This is a genomic window from Fumia xinanensis (assembly GCF_014384905.1).
GTDB lineage: Bacteria > Bacillota > Clostridia > Oscillospirales > Ruminococcaceae > Fumia > Fumia xinanensis.
Genome location: NZ_JACRSV010000002.1, coordinates 324347 through 343141 on the forward strand (window position 1 = coordinate 324347; position 18795 = coordinate 343141).

An 18795-nucleotide genomic window follows, 5' to 3' on the forward strand; every position below is an offset into this window, starting at 1 on the left:
TTAATTAAGAGGAAAATTAACAGTAAACGAGTTGTACCTCTCCCAGATTCTCCCCGCAGACGCAGAGGACATAGCCTTTCTGAAAAGGCACAAAGCGCAGCTGTGCAGATTCTGCCCGGTTCATATTTCCGTGCTCATCCACAACGGAAAATCCGGAAAACCGGTCGGTAATACCTTCGCCGGTCAGCTTGACATAACTTTCCTTGGCTGCCCAGACCGAGAAAAAGGGTTCCCAGTTGTTTTCCTGGAGAAAGTTCTGTTCCAGCGGATGGAAAAACCGGCGGGCAATGGCCTCTTTTTTACAGGTCCGTTCATCCTGTAAATCCACTCCCAAGGGATTTGCTCCCATGGCACAAATCCAATAATCTCCGCTGTGGGTGATGGAAAAGGAAACCGCCGCACCTGCGAAATATGGCTTTCCCCGTTCTGTCCGAAGCAGAGGCGCGTCCTCCTGCACAGAAAGTCCGGTTGTCGCCCCAAACAACTCGGCACAATCTCTAAGGCGCTGGTCAGGGGCGAGAAAATGCCCTTTTGGATAGACGTATAAAAAAATATTGTTTCCGTTTTCCATTTATGCCTCAATTCCTTTTTCTACAAGGTAGTTTATGACATCCTTGACCTGATGAATCTGCCATACATCCCGAGTGGGAATGGTCATGTCGAACCGGTCCTCAAAGGCGCAGATGATGTTCATAATGTCAAAGGAATTGAGCTCCAAATCCTTCACAAAGTCGGTGTCTAAAGTCAGGTCTTTCTTGCCGGTGACCGAATATACGATTTCTTTGATAATGTCCAGCACAGTCTATTTTCTCCTTTCGGTCTATATGCTTTGCCGCTTGATTTTATGGGCGGAAGTCCGGTCAAAATCCGTCTCCCGGATGTTGACCATCTGGATTTGCTTGTAGGTGGGGAGCCGCTGGTTCAATTGGTCTACGAACCCCTGCACCTGCTCGAGGATTTCATAGGAGGTCATCTGTTCCGAGAGCTTCGGGTCAGGATAGACGCTGATGGCGATCTTTACGTCGTCAGCCGATGCGCCGCTTTTGGCTCCATATGCTACCACGTCCTTGACCAAAGGCATTTTTCGGATTTCTTCCTCCATTTCTTCGGCGGAAACCTTCTTGCCGTTTTTCATGACGATGAGGTTCTTCTTCCGCCCGGTGATGAACAGATGCCCCCGCTTGTCCACAATCCCCAGATCGCCGGTTTTGAACCAATCGCCGTCAAAGGATTCCTCGGTGAGAGCCGGATTTTTATAGTACCCGTTCATCAGCGGCTCCCCTCGGACGAGAATTTCACCGTCTTTGATTTTCACCTCGTAATGGGGGAGGATAAGCCCCACAGAACTCAGGTCAAAATCTTCATTCCGGTTGCAGGAGATGCTGGGCGCGCACTCGGTGATGCCGTATCCCTGGAGCACCGTGATGCCCATGTGCAACAGGTGCCGGGCCTCGGTGAGAGGCAGGTGGGCGCCGCCGGAAAGGATGACGCTGAGATTTTCGAGACAGCTGCCCCGGAAGGCCTCGGCCACTTCTTTTTTGAGCAGGGTGTGAGGCCTGCGGAGAACCGTCTCCAGCTTCATGAGCCGCACGACCTTTTCTTTTTTCTCCGCCTTGATAATCAGCGACCAAGCTAGTTTATGGAGCTGCTCAATGATGAGGGGAACGGCCACAATGGTGTGGGGCACAAAGGCGCTCAACTCCTGGAGCATCCTCTTGAGGTCACAGGTGAGGCCTACGTGAAGCCCCCGGATGAGCGGGCAGACGACGGCACAGGTGAGGCCATAGGTGTGGTAAAGGGGGAGGGCGTTGAAAACCCGTTCCCCCGAGCTTAAAATGGTAAGAGAGTCGGCGGCATTCCACAAGGTGCTCCGGTGGGAGAGCATGACAGGCTTTGCCATGCTGGTGGTGCCAGAGGTGAAGACGATGGAGGCTGTCTGTTTAGGGTTTATTTCGACACCTTCAAAAGCTTTAGATGCCGCCTCGTCACCTGCGGCGGACCGGACGAAAGCATTGAAGCCGTCCTCACCGGCGGAACCGATAACAATGAGACTCTGAATTCGCTCATCCTGATCTTTTACTGCTTTGCAGAGGTTTTCCAGGCTCTTGGAAGTAACGATGGCCTCAGCGTCCGCCTCTTTTATCATCTCCGCGATTGTTTCGTCGGCGTGTTCGATGTCGATGCAGACGCAGACTCCGCCTGCCGCCGCGATCCCCATGTATGCCGTCAACCATTCATAGCTGTTTTCGCCGACAATGGCGATGTGTTTCCCCTGTAAATTATGGGCGCAAAGCGCTTTTCCGAAAGCGAAGGCGTCGTCTTTGAGTTCTTTGAAGCTGTGGGTCGACTCCTTTCCCCGGGAGTAGGTGGTGACAGCGGGCCGCTCTGAAAAATTTGCCGCAGCGCCCTCTAAAAAGGCCCGAAAATGGTCGTAGTATTTGGTCTCTTTCGCAGGAATGTTTTTCATAGGTCGGGAACACACCTTTCTATCTTGTGGTATCTCGGAAAATCTCGGGAAGCTCAAAGGACATCTTCTCTTTGATGGAATCAAAATCCTTTAAAAGCTCCAAAAACACATCGGTAATCCGGGCATCGAACTGGGCGTTTCGACCGTTTTTCAGTTCTTCGATGGCTTTTTCCAGGGGAAGGCTGTCGCGGTAGGTGCGCTTGGAAGTCATGGCGTCAAAGGAGTCCGCGACGCAGATGATGCGGGCTTCCTCGGGAATTTCATTGCCGCTGAGCCCCTGAGGATAGCCGGCGCCGTCATAGCGTTCGTGGTGGCTCCGCACGATTTGGGACACGTCCTGAAACGCCGAAATGACCGAGAGGATTTTCGCCCCCTCCTCGCTATGCTGTTTGATGAGTGCGTATTCCTTGTCGGTGAGTCTGCCGTTTTTCCGGAGGATTCCATCGGATACGCCGATCTTGCCGATGTCATGGAACAGCCCGGCGATTTTCAGCCGGTCGAGATAAGCCCTGTTTCGGCCCATAGCCTCTGCGATAAGGCAGGAGTAAAACGCCACCCGCTCCGAGTGGCCTCTGGTGTAGAAGTCTTTTGCATCCACCATGAGCCGTAAAGCGTCCACTATCTCAAGATAGCTCTGGTGAACTTTGGAATAGGCCGACGATAGCTCATCGTTGCGGTTTTCCAGCAGGGAGTGGAGCAAAACATTGCTTATGGAAGCCCCCACCTGCTTGGCATAAACTTCAAAAAGCTGGGCGGTGTCGCTTTGGACGGTTTTGGCGGCGTCTATCCCTAGGATGCCGAAAGGCTGGTGCTTTTCGGTAAAGAGGAGCGCCAAAAGGCAGGTTCCCTGCTGGGAAATCTGGGCAAATCCGCCGGATAGCAGGCTTTCGTAACATTCCGCTGCCACCCCGTCGTCATATTCGTAGCGCCCGGACCCGCAAAACAGCTTTTTGCGGCTGGGCGAATTATTTTCAGCGCCCCGTTCAGGCAGCAGCTCCACATCCAAATAGATAAATCCGTCGGCGCAGGAGAGAAAATGGGTGGCATACTGGAGCGACAGGCTCATAGTGTCCTCCACCGCCTTGGACCGATACAGATCGGGCACGTGATCCAACATGGTCCGCAGGCCGTCCCGGTAGCTTTTGATGGTGCGCATCTGCCGGATGGATTTGACGCAGGACTCCACAAGTAGCTCCAACTGGTCAAACCGGTCGCTTTTTTCGTAATACCCCTGGATGTCCAATTCTCTTATGGTCTTGATAGGCGGCGCCATGCTCTTGTGTCCGGTCAGCAGAATGATGTAAAGGTCTTGGTTGAATAGCCGGATGCGGCTCACCACCTCGTCTCCGCAGATGGGACGCATCAAAAAGTCCAGCAGCAGGATGTCGTAGCTGCCATTTCGAATCCGCTCCACAGCCGCCACCGGGTCGTTTTCCACATCCACATGGAATCCCGCCGACTGAAAATAGGATTGGAGGGTCAATGTCATCACTTCGTCGTCATCCAAGGTCAGGATGGAAAACTCGTTTCTTTCCTCTGCGATTTTATTTTTTCTCATATATTTTTGACCCTCCCCGCTGCCTGATTTGAGGTGAACTTTACATTCTCTAAGGGAATCGCGATGCCAAAAATCGAACCGCCCTCCGGATTTTCTTCCGCCCACATGGTGCCGTCGAACTTAGCGCGGATGACGCTGTCGGAGATGAACACCCCGAGCCCGGTGCCCATGGTTCCCTTGCTGGTGATCATCTGCTTGAAGAGCTTTCGCCGGACCTCGGGCGGGATGCCGCAGCCGTAGTCCTTGACGGTTATCGTAAAGGAAGCCCCGTCCTTGCCGATGCCCACGACGATGTCCCGTTTTCCTTGGGGTTTCTGGGCGTCGATGGCGTTGGAAACCAGGTTGTTGATGACCTGGACCAGATTGTTGATGTCGCCGTTTAGATAGATTTCCTCGTCGATATGGTTTTCCACCCGGAGGACACAGCCACTGCTCAATAGTTCGTGCCGCAGCAGCAGAGTCACCCGCTTGAGGGTCTCGTCGATGGAAAACTCAGCGTTTTCCGATTCGCTCATGTTGCTGGCCTGCCCCTTGACGGCGCTGATGATGTCGGACATGTAGCTGCACGCGTCATGGACTTTTTGGAGCCATCCGTTCATCTCCCCGTAGATTTCCCGGTAGTCGTCGGGGGTCACTTCCAGGTCCCCGATGCTTTCCCGGCATTCCTGCACCAGGTTTTCAATGGCGCTGGCCGAACCGGCCACGCTCATAATGGGTGTTTTCAGGTTGTGGGCCAGCCCGCCCACCATCTGTCCCAGAAATGCGAGCCGCTCCCGCTCCATCATCTTGAGCTGGCTGTCCTGGAGTTTTTGCATATTGTCCTTCAAATTGGTCACGTCTTTAAAGATGGCCAGATAACCGCAGACTTCCCCTTTTACCGTCAGCGGGGAAATCTCCGCCATGTAGTAGAACTTTTTCAGCTCTCCGTCTCTGTAGGCGCTGATTGCCTGCTCATAGGAAATTGCGGAATGGGAATTTTGGCAGGATTCGATGGCAGTCAGAAGATTGTAGATGCCGGTTTTATTCTCCACGTCCTCGTCCTTGAGGCAGTCTTTCAGATGAAGGTTTTCCCGGATGCCATACTGGCTGCCGAAGATTTCCTTAAAGGGTTGATTATAGTTGATGACGATGCCCGAAAGGTCGGTGACGAGATAGCAGTCGGACATGACGTCGATCAAATGCTGCATGGCGACGGGCTTTACGTCAAACAGGTGCAGCCGGTAGATGAGAAATCCGTTGAACCCGATGGTCACCACAAAGCTCAGGGGAGTGACGGCAAAAGTTGCCTCCACGATCCGCAGCATCACCAGCACACTGACGACGATGGGAATGAGAATTCCCACCGAAAATAGGATCGCCTGCTGAATATGAAGCTTCGTCCGGGTTTTGATGGCGCACCGCACGATGATAATCATGGCGGCGATGGAGCAACCGAAAGTGTAGAGGGTGTGGACATACATGTAAGGGCCGAAGACCACCGACGTGTTGTCCAGGGCGAAATGCCGGTAAAACAGGTGGTGAAACGGGTTTGTCCAGACGATGATGTTTGTGAGGATGGGCACCGCGAACAGCCAGTAGTATTTCCGGGGCATTTTTTTTTCGTATCCTTTTGAAAAGGCGATGGAAAACAGCACCGAAAACACTGGCGTGACAGCGCACCCGATGTAGGTGGTGGAGTCCCAGACCCAAAGCAGCCAAGTGTCGTTAGGGTCGGTGAACTTGACGGCGATCAGCGCCAAAAGCCAGGTGATGATCATAGCGGACGCCACAAAGTAGTATTTGTGGATGAGCAAGAGCTGCCGTGTCTTCGCCATGGTCACCATGAACACCAAGATGCACAGGATAATGACGATGAAAACCGCCATGAAGCTGTTGGAAATATACAAGCGGATGCCCTCCTTATATCAATTTGCCCAAAGAAGCAATGCAGTTTAGAAAGAGCGCAGGAGAAGCCCCAAATCGGGCTCCTTCCAGTGAAAGCCGCGGGCGCTGAGCTGCTTTGATGTCTCGGTACAGTCGGGAAAGATGTTTTGAGGGATGGTTCTGAGGCGGTTGTACTGCTCCACAAGGGCGGCGAGCTTCATCCCCAGCCCTTCTGAGAGCTTTTGCGACAGGTGCCGCTCAAACTCCATTTCGTCCACCTCCGGCAGTTTTTTCCCTTTGACCGCCGTGACGATGTCCCTCAGCGGGACGGTATACGGGTTGCAGACATGGAAGGTGAATCCGCCCGCGTCCAGCAGGGCTGCGATGGCCTTGGCGCACTGGTCCACGGCGGTGAGCTCCATGGGGAGCCCCACGAAACACCTGGGACACAGCTCGAGTGCTTCCATCCCCTTGACAAAGCTGTAAAAAGCGTTGGAATCGGGATTTTTCTGGAACACCCCGTCAGAACTCCGGCCCACCAGCCTCCCCACCCGGAAAATCTTGGCGTCGAGGCCGTTTTGTGCCGCCTCCCGCACCCGCTTTTCCGCCAGGAACTTGCTTTTGATGTAGGTGTTTCCCTCCCAGTTCTGCCCCATGTCCAGGTCATTTTCAGTGAACAAAATCCGCCTTTGGGGTTCGTCTACGATGTATTCCGCCGACACGCTGACGGTGGAGATATGCATGAGTTTTGCGCTGACAGCGCGGCAGAAGTCAATGGCGTTTTGTGTGCCGCCCACGTTCACTTCTTCGGAGCCGCCGCTGACGTAATGCCGCACGTCGGCCGCTGCGTGGACGCAGCAGCTGATTTTCCCTCTCCAAAGCTCCGTCAGAGCGGAGGGAAGCCCCAGATTTTTCTGGGTTACGTCCCCACTTAGTACTTCCAGCGCCTTCCAGTTCGCTTCCGTCCAGCCACTGCCGAAGTACCAGACTAGGGTCTCCCGAAGCCGCTCCGGGTTCCCGTCCCGGATGGGGCAGATAATCTTCGCCGTCCCCGCTTCCAGCAGGTATTTGATGAGATGCGCTCCCAGAAACCCCGTGGCCCCCGTTAAGAGAATGGTATGTTTTTTCTGGACGCTGTCCGTCCTCGGGGCGGCAGCGCCCACCGTAGGGAAATCGGGGGATTCCTCCGTGAGAGCAGGCGCCTCCGGTGGGCTTTGGGGTTCCGTGGCGTCCGCTTCGACGCCCATCAGCTTCACCTGTCCAGTCAGGGTGGGGTTTTCGTAGAATTGGGCTAGCGTCATGGTGACGCCTAAGTTGAAGTAGCCGCTCAACAGATTCAGCGCCCCCAGCGATGTGCCCCCCTGTTCAAAGAAGGAAACTTCGGGTAAGACGGCTTCTTTCCCAAGCGCTTCCCGCCAAAGGGCCGCCACCTGCTCCGCTTTACAGCCGGACGGAACTTCCGCCTGAACGGGAGCTTTAGTCTTCGCCGCCGGTGGAGCCACAGGCTCCGGTTTTGCGGTGTCAGCCTGCACCTTAGCCGGTGTTTTTTCGGGTATGGGGTGATCGGCCTGAGGCGCATTGACCGCCGCTTTATATTCCAATCCCCATGCCTTTGATTCTGTTTTCGCCTGAGGCCGCAAAACTTCTTCCGCAGATGCCGCAACAGCTTTTTCGGAAGCCTCCTTCGTTGCCTCAGAGCAGTTTTCCTGATTCCAACGGCTCAAAGCCTCCCGGTCTACCTTTCCGGTTGCCGTCCGAGGCATCTCCCGCAAAATGGTGAAAGCGCCGGGAACCATGTAGGGCGGCAGCTCCGCCTTGAGAAAATCCCGAATATCCTTCACGTAGTCCTCCCGGTCGGAAACCACAAAGGCCCGCAGGGACATGGCACCGTTTTGCTTCACTGCGATGACCGCCGCCTCCCTCACGAAGCCGGAGGCGAGAATCCGGTCGGAGATTTCGTCCAGCTCCACCCGCTGGCCGTTGAGCTTGACCTGATGGTCCCGGCGGCCCAGATAATCGATGCTGCCGTCCGCCGTCAGCCGAGCCATATCCCCGGATTTGTACATCCTTTCCCCGGGGAAGAAGGGGTCGGGCAAAAAGGATTCTTTTGTCAGTTCCTCATTGCCGATATACCCGGTGGACAGGCATTCGCCCGCCAGATACAGCTCTCCCCGCGCCGTGGGCAGGGCGGGGTGCAGGTGCCCGTCAAGCACGTAGGCCCGGCAGTTATGGAGGGGCTTCCCGATGGTGACGGGGCCGCTCGTCACGTCGGCCTTGGTCACATAGACCGCCGCCTCGCTGGGGCCGTACAGGTTGACGATTTTTTCGCAGCCGGTTTTGCGGAGGCTGTCCCGCAGATTCTTTGTCAGCGCCTCTCCGGCCAAAATCATCAGCTTGAGCTTCCCGGCGGCCCCCTCAAACGCCCGGTTCCCGAGACACATCTGCAAACGGGAGGGGGTGAGCTGCATCACTGCGGCGTTTTCCGCCTCGATGAGCCCGGCAATCTTCCACGGGAGCATCATTTCCTCCTCGTCGGCCATGACGACGCAGCGGCCCAGGGCCAGGGGAAGCAAAGTTTCGGTGATAAAGGTGTCGAACACGATATTTGTGGTGCAGAGAATGTTTCCCTCAACAGGGGCAAACAGCTCCGACACCGAGATGAGCAGGTTTGAAAGAGAGCGGTGCCGCAGCATGACCCCTTTGGGCCGTCCGGTGGAGCCGGAGGTGTAGAGCACGTGGATGAGGTCTTCGCTCGTTCGGTTTGCGGGAGGGACAAAATCCCGTTTTTTCCCGTCGATGACGACGGTGAGGCAGGGAAGATCCGGCAGTTCTTTGGCCGTTTCCCCGTCGGTGAGCAGCAGGGAAGCCCCGCTTTGCTCCATCATGTACCGGAGCCGATTTTCTGGGAAGGAGGCGAGCATGGGAACGTAAGCCCCGCCCATTTTCATCACGGCGACGAGGGCGCAGAGCATGTCAAAGCCCCGCCTGCACAAAACGCCGATTTTGTCGCCTCGTTTACCGCCCGCCTCTACGAGCTGAGCGGCGATGGAGGCGGAACGCTCTTTGAGCGCCCGGAAAGTCATCGTCTCCCCATGGAAAACCACGGCGGGAGCCTCCGGCGTCATCTCTGCGAAAGCGTCGATCTGCCCGTCCAAAGGCATGTCGAGAAAAGGCGTGCGCATCCGGTTGGGCACGTCGATGAGGCGGTACCGGTCGGCGGGCGCGATGCCGCTTATCTCCATGAGGGGCAGGCTGTCGTCAGAAATCGCCTCTTTGAGAATCGCCGCCAGGCTGCGGCCGTAAAGGGCGATGGATTGCTCGGTGAAAAGGGAGCTCGCGTACTCAAAACAGAAGGCAAAGCGGCCCTTTTCCCGGTAAACTTCCAGCATGATGTCCAGCTTGGCCGTGCCGGTGCGGCAGGGGAGCCCTTCGACAGTTTTTCCCGCAAAGGTCATAGCCTCTTCATTTACCGGGCGCATGGAAACCATGGTGTTGTAGAGGGGATTCCCGCCAAGGCTCCGTTTTGCGCCGGAAAGGGCGATCACCTCTTCCAGCGGGATGTCCTGATGGTCTAAAAGCCCCACTACCTCTTCCCGGACGCGCCGGAAGTAGTCCCCGGCGGTCAACTCGTCCTCGGGCCGGAGCCGCAGGGGCAGGGTGTTGATGAACATGCCCGCCGCGTCCCGCAGCTCAGGCCGCAGCCGCCCGGAGACGGGGGTGCCCACGGCGAAATCCCGGCTCCCGGACAGCTTGCCCACAAGGATGCCGAAGGCCCCGGCGAAGAGCATAAAGGGGGTGATGCCGGTTTGCTTGCAGTATTCCTCGCATTGTGCCGTCAACGCCTCGTCCAGGCCGCAAAAATGCACCCCGCCCCTGAAATCAAAGTTTTTCGGGCGGGCATGGTCGGCGGGCAGGTCGGGGGTTTCGGAGAGGCCCTCCACTGCCTTTTTCCAGTACTCCCGCTGCCCGGCGAACAGGCTTTCCCCCTTTTCCCGGAGCCAGCAGGCGTAATCTTTATAGGTCACGTCGGGGACGCGGACAGCCGCCCCCTCGTAATAATCGCTCAATCGGCTGAGGACGATGGCCGCGCTCATCCCGTCGCCCACGATGTGGTGCATGTCGATAAAGACGACGGCGGAGCCGTCGCCCTGCCGCCAAACCGCGGCCCGGAGGAGCGGCGGGCGCGATAAATCAAAGGGGCGGATAAACGCCTCTTTGGCTTCCTCGTAACTGTTTGCCCGAAGGGTCTGAAGAACAAAGGGAACGCTTGGAAGAACCTTCTGCCGGATTTCATTGCCCCTTTGCACAAAGGCCGTGCGAAAAACCTCTTCCGACCCGATGAGGCGTTCAAAAGCGGCGGCGAGCCGCTCTTCGTCGAGACCTCCCTTCACCCGGAAGGCCACCGGCATGTTGTAGGAAAGACCGGTGGGGTCCAGCATGCTCTGAAAATAGGCGCTCTGCTGGGCCGATGTGAGGGGATAGTCCTCTTGTTCCCGCGCTTTGGGAATGCCCGTATCCGCCGGAGCGGGTTTCCCTTCCGCCAGCCCCAGCCGTTTTTCCAGCCGCTCTGCCGTCCGGCAGGCATACAGGTCGCTGACCCGCAGCCGGACGCCGAAGGCCTTCTCCAGCTCGGCCAGGGTCTCCACGGCGTTCAGGGAATCGCCCCCAAAGAGGAAATAATTGCTCCCCGCCGTCATCTGGGGCTTTTGGAGCACCCTGCGGAAGACGGAGAGGATTTTCTCCTGGGCTTCGGTGACTTCCCCGGCGCTTTCCTCCTGAATCTTCGGCTCGGGCAGCCGGCTGAAGTCGGTTTTGCCGTTGGCGGTCAAGGGAATTTCCTCCACCCCCATGAAAAAGGACGGAATCATATACCCGGGCAGGTAGGTCGCTGCGAACTCCAAAAGCTCCGACTCGGGGATTTCCCCGTCAGAGACGTAATAGGCGGCGATTGCCTGCTGGTTTTCTCTCGTGAGCAGACGGACGGCGGCCTGGTGAATCTGTGGATGCAGGCAAAGCCGCGCGGAAATCTCACTGAGCTCGATGCGAAGGCCCCGAAGCTTCACCTGGTCGTCCTTTCGGCCCTGCAACAGGATTTCGCCCTCCGGCGTCCAGGCGGCCACGTCCCCGGTGCGGTAAATCCGCTCTTCCGGCTCAAAGGGGCTTTGGAGGAAGGATTTTTCCGTCAGCTCCGGCGCGCCCCGATACCCCCGCCCCACGCAGACGCCGCCGATGTACAGCTCGCCGTAAACCCCGATGGGCAGGGGCATCAGCCGCTTGTCCAGCACGTAGGCCCGGCAGTTTGGCATGGGCTTTCCCACCGTGATTTGCGAGGCGGTGTTTAGCAGCCTCGCGCTGACGCCGATGGTGGTTTCCGACGGACCGTACTGGTTGTAGATTCGGGCGTTTGTCAGCCGGCTCAGTTCTTTTAACAGGTCGCTTTGGAAGGCCTCCCCGCCGCAGACGATGGTTTCCATTCCCCGCAGGGCGGAGCGGAAGGCGGGGCTTTTCAGGTACGCCGCCAGCCTCGACGGCGTCGTCGCCAAAAATCCCACCGCGTACTGGCGAATGAGGGCCGCTAAGCAGTCGGGATTTTCCTGCTCCCCGTCCATGGGCAGCACAACGGTGCGCCCGTTTAGAATCGAAACGGCGCTTTCCAGCAAAAAGGCGTCGAAGCTGACGCTGCACAGGGACAATACCGCCCCGTGTCCATAGAGGTTTTTCATGGCGTCCGCGAAGTTTAATAGGCTCCTCTGCTCGATCTCCACCCCTTTGGGCTTGCCGGTGCTCCCCGACGTGTAGACGAGGTAGGCGAGGGACCTAGGCTCCGCCGGGCAGGGGAACTCCTCCTCCGCTTCGTCGGGGACTTTATCCATGTGGACGACGGGAATCCCCTCGTCCAAAAGCCCGGCCCGCTCCGTCAGCTCCCTTGTGGACACCAGCGCCGCGGCGTTGCTGTCCCGGAGGATTTCCCTAAGGCGCTCCCTTGGAAAATCCGGGGACAGGAACACAAACGCGCCCCCTGACTGGAACACCCCCGCCATGGCGGCGAACAATTCATAGCTTTTGGGCAGCAGGACGCCGACAACACCGCCTCCTTGGGGCACAAAATCCGCCAGAGCATGGGCGACGGCGTTGGCCTTCTGCTGGAGGGCGCGGTAGGTGTACCGCCTGCCGTCCTGGATCACCGCCACTCTCGCCGGGTGCTCCTGACAGACCTCCGCGAATTTTTGGTACAGCGTCCCCTCAAAAAAGGGCGCGTCGGTGCGGTTAAAGGTAAAAAGGACCTTCTCTTTTTCTCCGAGGCTCATGATGGGGAGCTGCCAGATGGGCCGCTCCGGCTCTGTCAGCGCCTGATGGAGGATATTGACGAGATACCGGTGGAGGTTTTCAATCTCTTTTTCCGAAAACAGCTGGGTCAGGTAGTCGTAGTTCACCGAATACCGCCGGTCGCTCTCCATGCTGTTTAAATGGATGCAGAGGTGCTCCGCCTGATACCCGGCGTAATGCCACTGCCCGGAAAACAGGACAGAGGTGTCTTTGCTGGAGTAGGTCCGGCTGTTGTGGAAGGACAGAACGATTTGGAACAGCCGCCCCGCGTCAGGGTTCTTTTTTTGCACGATGGAGGCAATTTCCCCGAAGGGAAACTTCTGGTGCCGCAAAAGCTCCAGCCAGCGGTCGGCGAGATTCGCGTTGAATTCCTCAAAGCTCCAGTTCTCATCCAGCTCGTTTACAAAGGGCAGGGTGCTGACGAACATGCCGGTGGTGTCCCGGTCGGTGACGTTTACCCGATTGTGGATGGGCACGCCGATGCAGAGCCTGTCAAGGCCCTTGATCCGTTTGATGTAAATGGCCAGCGCCATGTAAAAACAGGCGAAGGGGGCCACCCGATGCTTTTGGCAGAAGTCATAAAGGGCGTGGTTTAGTACCTCCGACAGCTGGAAGGTCAGCCGCCGCCCCACCGGACTCACGGCGACGCTGCCGCAGTCCTTGATGGAAACCGGTGGTTCTGGGTTCTCCATGGCCTCTTCCCAAAACGCCCTGTCCCGCCCGCAGGCTTTGGAGGACAGGTATTTCTGCTCCTCCTCCACATGGAGCCGGTAGCTGGGGGATGGTTCCAGAGTAACCTCCCGCCGGTCCACTAGGGCGAGATAGGTCTCTGCAAACCGATTGATGAGGGCTACAAGGGACCATCCGTCGGAAATGATGTGGTGGGTCTTCAAAAGAACGCCGCCCTCGTGTTCTCCCACCCGGATGACAGCAAAATAATAAAGCGGGGACTCAATAAGAAACATCACCTCGCGGGTGATGCTCTCCTCCCAGTGGCGGATGCCGTCCTCGCTGGTCGTGGAAAAATCAAACACCGGAAACTGCTCCAGCTCAAAGGGCGCCTCGTATTGAACCGGTTGTTTCCCTTCGCCGAGAATAATTCGGGTGCGCAGGGAAGCGTCCTGCTCTAAAATCAGGTTGAGGCTTTTCTGCACAAGGGCCACGTCAAAAGTGCCCTTGATGCGGATCGTCTCGCAAATGTTGTTGATCGAAGCCCCATGAAAGGACTGCTCCAGCGCCCAGATATTTTTTTGGCTGTTGGAAAGGGGGTACAGATTCATTTCAGTCACGTTATTCAGCCCATCCTTCGCTATTGTCCCGGCGAAAAGTCTCTCTATCTTTCTTCGCAGATATATATGTATATAATTATAAGGTTTTTTCGACATAATAGCAATGGTTTTGACATGTTTTTGAAAGCTTTTTGACAATTTCCGTATAATATTTCACGGAAATCGAATGAAAGGCACTGGTAAATGGATATTCCTGGAAAAATTATCTTTTTTGAATACTGCTAGCGGAAATCTGCACACGGACCTGTCTTTTTTTGCATATACTGATAAAGAAGACAATATGAGGAAGGAGGAGGCATCATGAATACATACCGGCACCACACCGAATCTGCCGATTACGGCTCGGAGCCGTTTGTGGTAAATATCAGCAGGGTAACCCGTCAAAATCGCTGTTTTCGCACTGCCCTTTGGACGGGAGAGCATTTACAGCTGACCCTTATGAGCATCCCGGTTGGTGGGGAAATCGGCCTGGAATCCCACCCAAATCTGGATCAATTTCTGCGGATTGAAGAGGGGAACGGCTTTGTCAAAATGGGACCCTGTCGGGAGGATCTCTGCTATCGGCGCAATGTCTGCGAAAACCACGGGATTTTTATCCCGGCGGGCACCTGGCACAACCTCATAAATACCGGCCACAAGCCCATCAAGCTCTATTCCATCTACGCGCCGCCCCAGCACCCCAGAGGGACGGTTCACGAAACTAAGGCGATTGCTGACGCAGCGGAAGGCCACTGATTTGACACACAAAGCGCCCCAGCGGGTTTATCATACCTGCCGGGGCGCTTTACGTCATCTATAAGGAGGGACTTTCCTTCAAACCGAAAGGACATGCCTGATGGGAGTAGAAGGGGAGAGGGGAGAAGGTAAAATCCCCGTCCGAAACCGCCGCATCCTCTGGCAGCAGCAGATAGCTGCCTCCCGGAACTGTCTCAAAGGAGAGAAGCTCTCCCGAAAATATCTTCTCGTGGCCGCCGGACATCAGTCGGCAGCTTCCCTCATAAGGATTTTTTACCCGGCAGACGCCGCCCGCCTCGCTTTCGATGCGGAGATAGGCGATTTTCCCGCCCCGCAGGGAAGCTGACACGAGAAATGCCCCTTCCGCCCGGAGTGTCTCAAAGGAAGCGTCCCGCCACACATCCGGCATGTGGGGGAACACCCGGATGACGCCGCCCCAGCTCTGCAAGAGCAGCTCGTTGACGGCGGCCACGACAGCAAAGCCCGCCTCCACCGTCATGGGCCGGTAATCCCAGATGCCGATGCCGTGCCGTCCCGGGTCGCCGTTTTGGTGCTGGGTGTTTTCTAGGATGAACCCGGTCATATATTCGTGCAGGTCGTGCAGAGCGGCGTTTGCGTACCCCGCCCGGGCGCAGATGCAGGCGGCCCAGGGAAAACTCCACCCCGTCCATTCCCCTTTGCCCCGCCGCCACCACTGCATGAGGGAACTGGCGATGAGGCGTTTTGCCTCCTCCCCCTGCTCGATGTTTAAAACGTCCAGAGGATAAATCCCCATGAGATGGGTGTGGTGTCGGTGGGAGGACGACAGGGGTTCCCCCCTCTGGATGGACAGCCCTTCTCCGCACCAGTCGGTGTGGGTGGGGAAGGGGGCCAAATGCTCCCAGATGTCCTCCCAGAGGGGCCTTTTTTCCTCTGAAAGCCCTAAAATTTCCGCACTTTTAAGCAGCGCGTCCACCAAAAACCGGATGAGGGCCAAATCGCCGGAACCGTCTTCCCCCCAGGCCTTGAGGGTGTTGTCCCGCCACTCGGGACTGCTCCCGAAGGGCAGGTGCCACAGGCCGTCCTCCCGTTTTTCCAGCACCCGTTCCGCCGGGCCCATGAGCTTTTTCATCAGGGGGTATCCCTGTTCTCGGAGAAAATCCCCGTCTTTGCTGTAAAGATAGGAAAGCCACAGATGATGGGCCGCCCAAAGCCCGTTTCCCAGCCAAAGGTTTACCGTGTGCCACCCATGGATGATCTGCCCGTTTTTGGCGACGGCGCAGGGCAGCATCGCCCCCTCGCAGCCGTAGAAATCCCGGCAGTATTCCTCCATCCTCGGAAGGATTTTTTCGAGCATATCATTGAGTGAGGTCCCCAGCTCCAGCCGGTTCGATGAATAGACGCACCAGTAGGTCTCTTGGACGTTCATGTCGAAATGGTAGTCCCCATTCCAGGGAGGCAGCACCCCGTCTTTGGTCCACAGCCCCTGCAAACTGACGGGGTCCCCGTGGGGCCGGACGGCGCAGCCCAGCTTGTAAAGCTCACAGTAATAAAGGCTCTCAAGCTTCGGGTCGGGAATGGACACCAAAGACTTCTCCCAATACTCCTTCCACCAGTCCCGGTGCTCTCCATAAATCGCCTCAAAATCCGCTTCCAGCACCTCATGTAAATTGCCTGCCGCTTTCTCGATACAGCTTGCCTGTCCGTTTGCCGACGCGGTGCTCCACAGAAGCCGCAGGGCGGTTTCCCCTTCGTTTTCCGCGGGGAGCGCCTCTTTCGCCCAGATGACGCAGGTTTCCCCCTGCTCCGGGATTTCCTGCCTCCAGTAATCCATGCCGTCTGATTTTCCGTACTCCGGCTCCGGATAGCCCCAGCTTTTCAGGATTTTCCGCACTTCTCCCAAAACCGGTTCCGCCCCGAAGAATGAAATCTCCACTCCCCGGGGAAGGTGGAGCTCCACCGATAAAACGTCCCGGCAGGCGTGGAGGAAGGCTGTAAACGTCCCCCGGCCGCCCGGAAAATCCAGCATGCCGGTGACGGTCCCGTCACAAAGGCTGAGCCGGGCCCGAAACGCGGTCAGCGGTTCTGAAAAGGCGATTTTTGCCCGCCCCATGGGGAGTTTTGTGGGAAAAACCGGTGGAGTTCCCTTCTGGTACAGCGCCCCCAGCTCCGGCTCAAAAATTCGGGACACCTCCGAGGCGTTTCCCTCCGCCGCCAGCCGCCGAAGGTTTTCATAGGTGTATGCCTCCCGGTCGATGGCACAGCCGCTGCGGTTTTCCCAGACGTCGTACCGGTCCAGGGTGATGAAAAGCGGCCCCTCTCCCCAGAGCGCGCCTCCCATGGAGCCGTTGCCCATTGGAATGTGCTGCTCCCACTCCGCCGCTGCTTTTTCATAGACCATGTCTTGCCTGCGTAAAAAGGATTTCATATCGAGCATAGGCATTGACCTCGCTATTCTATAAATTTGTGGAATAAAACCCCGGAGGCGGTAAAACACCGCACTTTTTTCACCCAGTATATATCACCGAAAAAACCAAAGTCAACCCCATCACAAAATTCTTGAAGAATGCCGGACGTCTCCTGAAAATATTCCCTCTTCTTTTGGTGAATCTGACGAACTCTGCCCAAAAGAAAATCCCTATGCAGACGCACAGGGAGCCTATAAAACGGGATGAAAACGATTATTTACAGCTGCTCAACGGAAATTTCGTAGTCCTCGCAGGAAATCTCTTTTTCCTCCATCCGGGCGATGGAAATCTCATCGGAAACAAGCTTTCCTGTGACCCAGTTTTTCCCGACATTTACGTCGGAACAGCAATCAAAGGTAAACAGCGCCTTTTGGGGATGCCGGGGCTTGTAAGCGTGGCTGCGGAAGAGACGGTTCCCGGAAAAGAGAAGCCCCGCCGTGGACTTTGCGTACAAAAGGGGCGCGTCGTACAGATGGAAGACGTTTCCCGCGATGCGGATGCCCGAGTGAAACGGCGCGTCCGCATCCGGCTCCGGCACTTCGGGGCAGATGCTGATGACTCCGTCACAGAACTGGTAGTCGGAGGTGAGGCAGCAGTCGCGGAACACGTTGTCCCGGATGACCACATCCCGGCAGGAACCGGATTCGTACCACTGGTTGGCGTCCCCGGCAAGCAGGATGGCGCACCCGGAGGACTCGAACAGATTCTGCTCGATGAGCACCGGTTTCGGCGTGGAAACGAGGATTCCCCTGGCCCGGCCGCTGCCGAACAGGTTGCGGCGGCAGATGAGGGACGGGGTGTTCGTCAGGTTTTCCAGCGCGTCCCCGGCCCCGATTTCCTCCGGTATTTTTCCATCGAAAGCGATGACGAACTCCCCCTTGGACAGGAGGGAGAAGGATTTGACGATTGCGGTTCCCAAACTTTTGAGGGAACGCCGATTGAGAAAGGAAACCTCCTGCCCCGGCAGCGCCCACCGGGAAAATCCCAGGGACTGAGGATGGACAAATTCGCCCCTCAAGGTGTGTGAATCCATCATTTCGGCGATTCGCACCGAAGTCCCGTGGACGTTCAGCGGATCGTCCATCAGCCCTTCGAAGCAGCAGCCTTCCACCGTGATAACCCCCCGGTTGTTGGATAGATGGAGTCCATCATCGTGCCCCGACAGAAACCGGCGCCCGTTTTTGCGGTCGGGGACGAGGTTTACGTCCACAAAGTTCAAATCCTCACAAAACTGACAGAGAACGCCCAGTCCCCCAGTGCTGTGGATATTCAAATGTTCAAAGGAAACCTCCCGGCAGCTGTCGGCGAAAATCCCCGCGTGAACCCGGGGGCTGTGCCGCAAAACCAGTACATTCCCCGGCTGCGGCAGACGGGAAAAGTCCCCCTTGAGCCGGAAAAGCCCCTCCCCAAGCTCCGCAGCTTCCACCTTGGGAAAACAATCGCCGGTGTCATAGCGGACTTTGCCGGTGGAGACGTCGAATTCGACGGCGTGGCGCAGCGGCTCTTCCCAGTTCTCGCCGGTGAAGATCAGCGCACCGTTTTCCGCACGGCAGGGGTATTTCTTCGGATCGATAAACACCTGGATTTCGTTCCCCGCCGCTTCACGGACCTCTCCCTCGGCGGACAGGGGAATCTCCCAGTCGATGGCCAAGTTTTTCACCGTCACATCTTTGCAGTCCAGCAGGGTGACAGGCATCATGGGGCCATGAAAGACGAATTCCGCCCCGCCGCCGTCCAAAACCGCGTTTTCCATCCCTTCCAGCAAAAGAGCCAGGTTCCGCTCAGGCACATCGTCGCTGTTTGAGAGGAAAAGCTCCCTGTGAAGGGCGTTCTCCCTATAAAAATCGTATCTCCCCGGCTGGAGCAGGAAGGCGGCGCCCTGAGGATTCTCCCGGAACATCCGGCGGAAATCCTCCCCATGATCGGCCCCGGTATCCGGTCGGATGCCGTAGTTTTCTGCTCGTACTTTTTTCATGCTGTCACCGCTTTCTCATCATTTTACGTCCCAGTATAGCATATCCTGACAAAAATTCCTCTGTTCCCTTATTTTTTTGTTCAGGTTCTATTCGTTTTATCTTTTTTTGGATTCACAGCCTGAAAACAGGTCTG

General features: G+C 56.7%; 8 protein-coding genes and 1 pseudogene. 1 reads left to right on the plus strand and 8 read right to left on the minus strand.

All coding sequences use genetic code 11. The annotated features are described in order from the left end of the window. Positions 1-16: 16 nt before the first annotated feature. From H8710_RS08120 to H8710_RS08145, 6 genes are read right to left on the minus strand one after another with little or no spacing between them, the layout of a single operon-like run. Positions 17-571: a 4'-phosphopantetheinyl transferase family protein gene (locus H8710_RS08120; RefSeq protein WP_249294988.1), complete on the minus strand. Its 555-nt coding sequence runs from the start codon at positions 569-571 to the stop codon at positions 17-19. Continuing rightward, positions 572-799 (minus strand): acyl carrier protein, encoded by a 228-nt coding sequence (locus H8710_RS08125; protein ID WP_249294989.1) that lies wholly within the window; start codon positions 797-799, stop codon positions 572-574. A 21-nt stretch (positions 800-820) separates the two neighbouring features. Further along, complete coding sequence (locus H8710_RS08130; protein ID WP_249294990.1) at positions 821-2467, minus strand: AMP-binding protein; 1647 nt, start codon at positions 2465-2467, stop codon at positions 821-823. 19 nt (positions 2468-2486) lie between these two features. Then, complete coding sequence (locus tag H8710_RS08135) at positions 2487-4025, minus strand: response regulator (RefSeq protein ID WP_249294991.1); 1539 nt, start codon at positions 4023-4025, stop codon at positions 2487-2489. Next, positions 4022-5911, minus strand: coding sequence for a histidine kinase N-terminal 7TM domain-containing protein (locus H8710_RS08140; RefSeq protein WP_249294992.1), 1890 nt, complete (start codon positions 5909-5911; stop codon positions 4022-4024). Before H8710_RS08140 ends, H8710_RS08135 begins: the two co-directional genes overlap by 4 nt. Positions 5912-5956: 45 nt before the next feature. After that, positions 5957-13495 (minus strand): non-ribosomal peptide synthetase, encoded by a 7539-nt coding sequence (locus H8710_RS08145; protein ID WP_249295319.1) that lies wholly within the window; start codon positions 13493-13495, stop codon positions 5957-5959. A gap of 333 nt (positions 13496-13828) precedes the next feature. Here H8710_RS08145 and H8710_RS08150 point away from each other — a divergent pair. Further along, positions 13829-14239 (plus strand): annotated as a pseudogene (locus tag H8710_RS08150) (cupin domain-containing protein); the annotation flags it as partial. Positions 14240-14297: 58 nt separating this feature from the next. Here the strand turns inward: H8710_RS08150 and H8710_RS08155 are convergent. Further along, positions 14298-16655 carry a glycosyl hydrolase family 95 catalytic domain-containing protein gene (locus tag H8710_RS08155; protein WP_249294993.1) on the minus strand — a complete coding sequence of 786 codons (2358 nt, stop codon included), beginning with the start codon at positions 16653-16655 and terminating at the stop codon, positions 14298-14300. Positions 16656-16903: 248 nt separating this feature from the next. Next, on the minus strand, positions 16904-18661 hold the full coding sequence (locus H8710_RS08160) for an alpha-1,3-galactosidase-related protein (RefSeq protein WP_249294994.1): 1758 nt from the start codon (positions 18659-18661) through the stop codon (positions 16904-16906). Positions 18662-18795 lie beyond the last annotated feature (134 nt).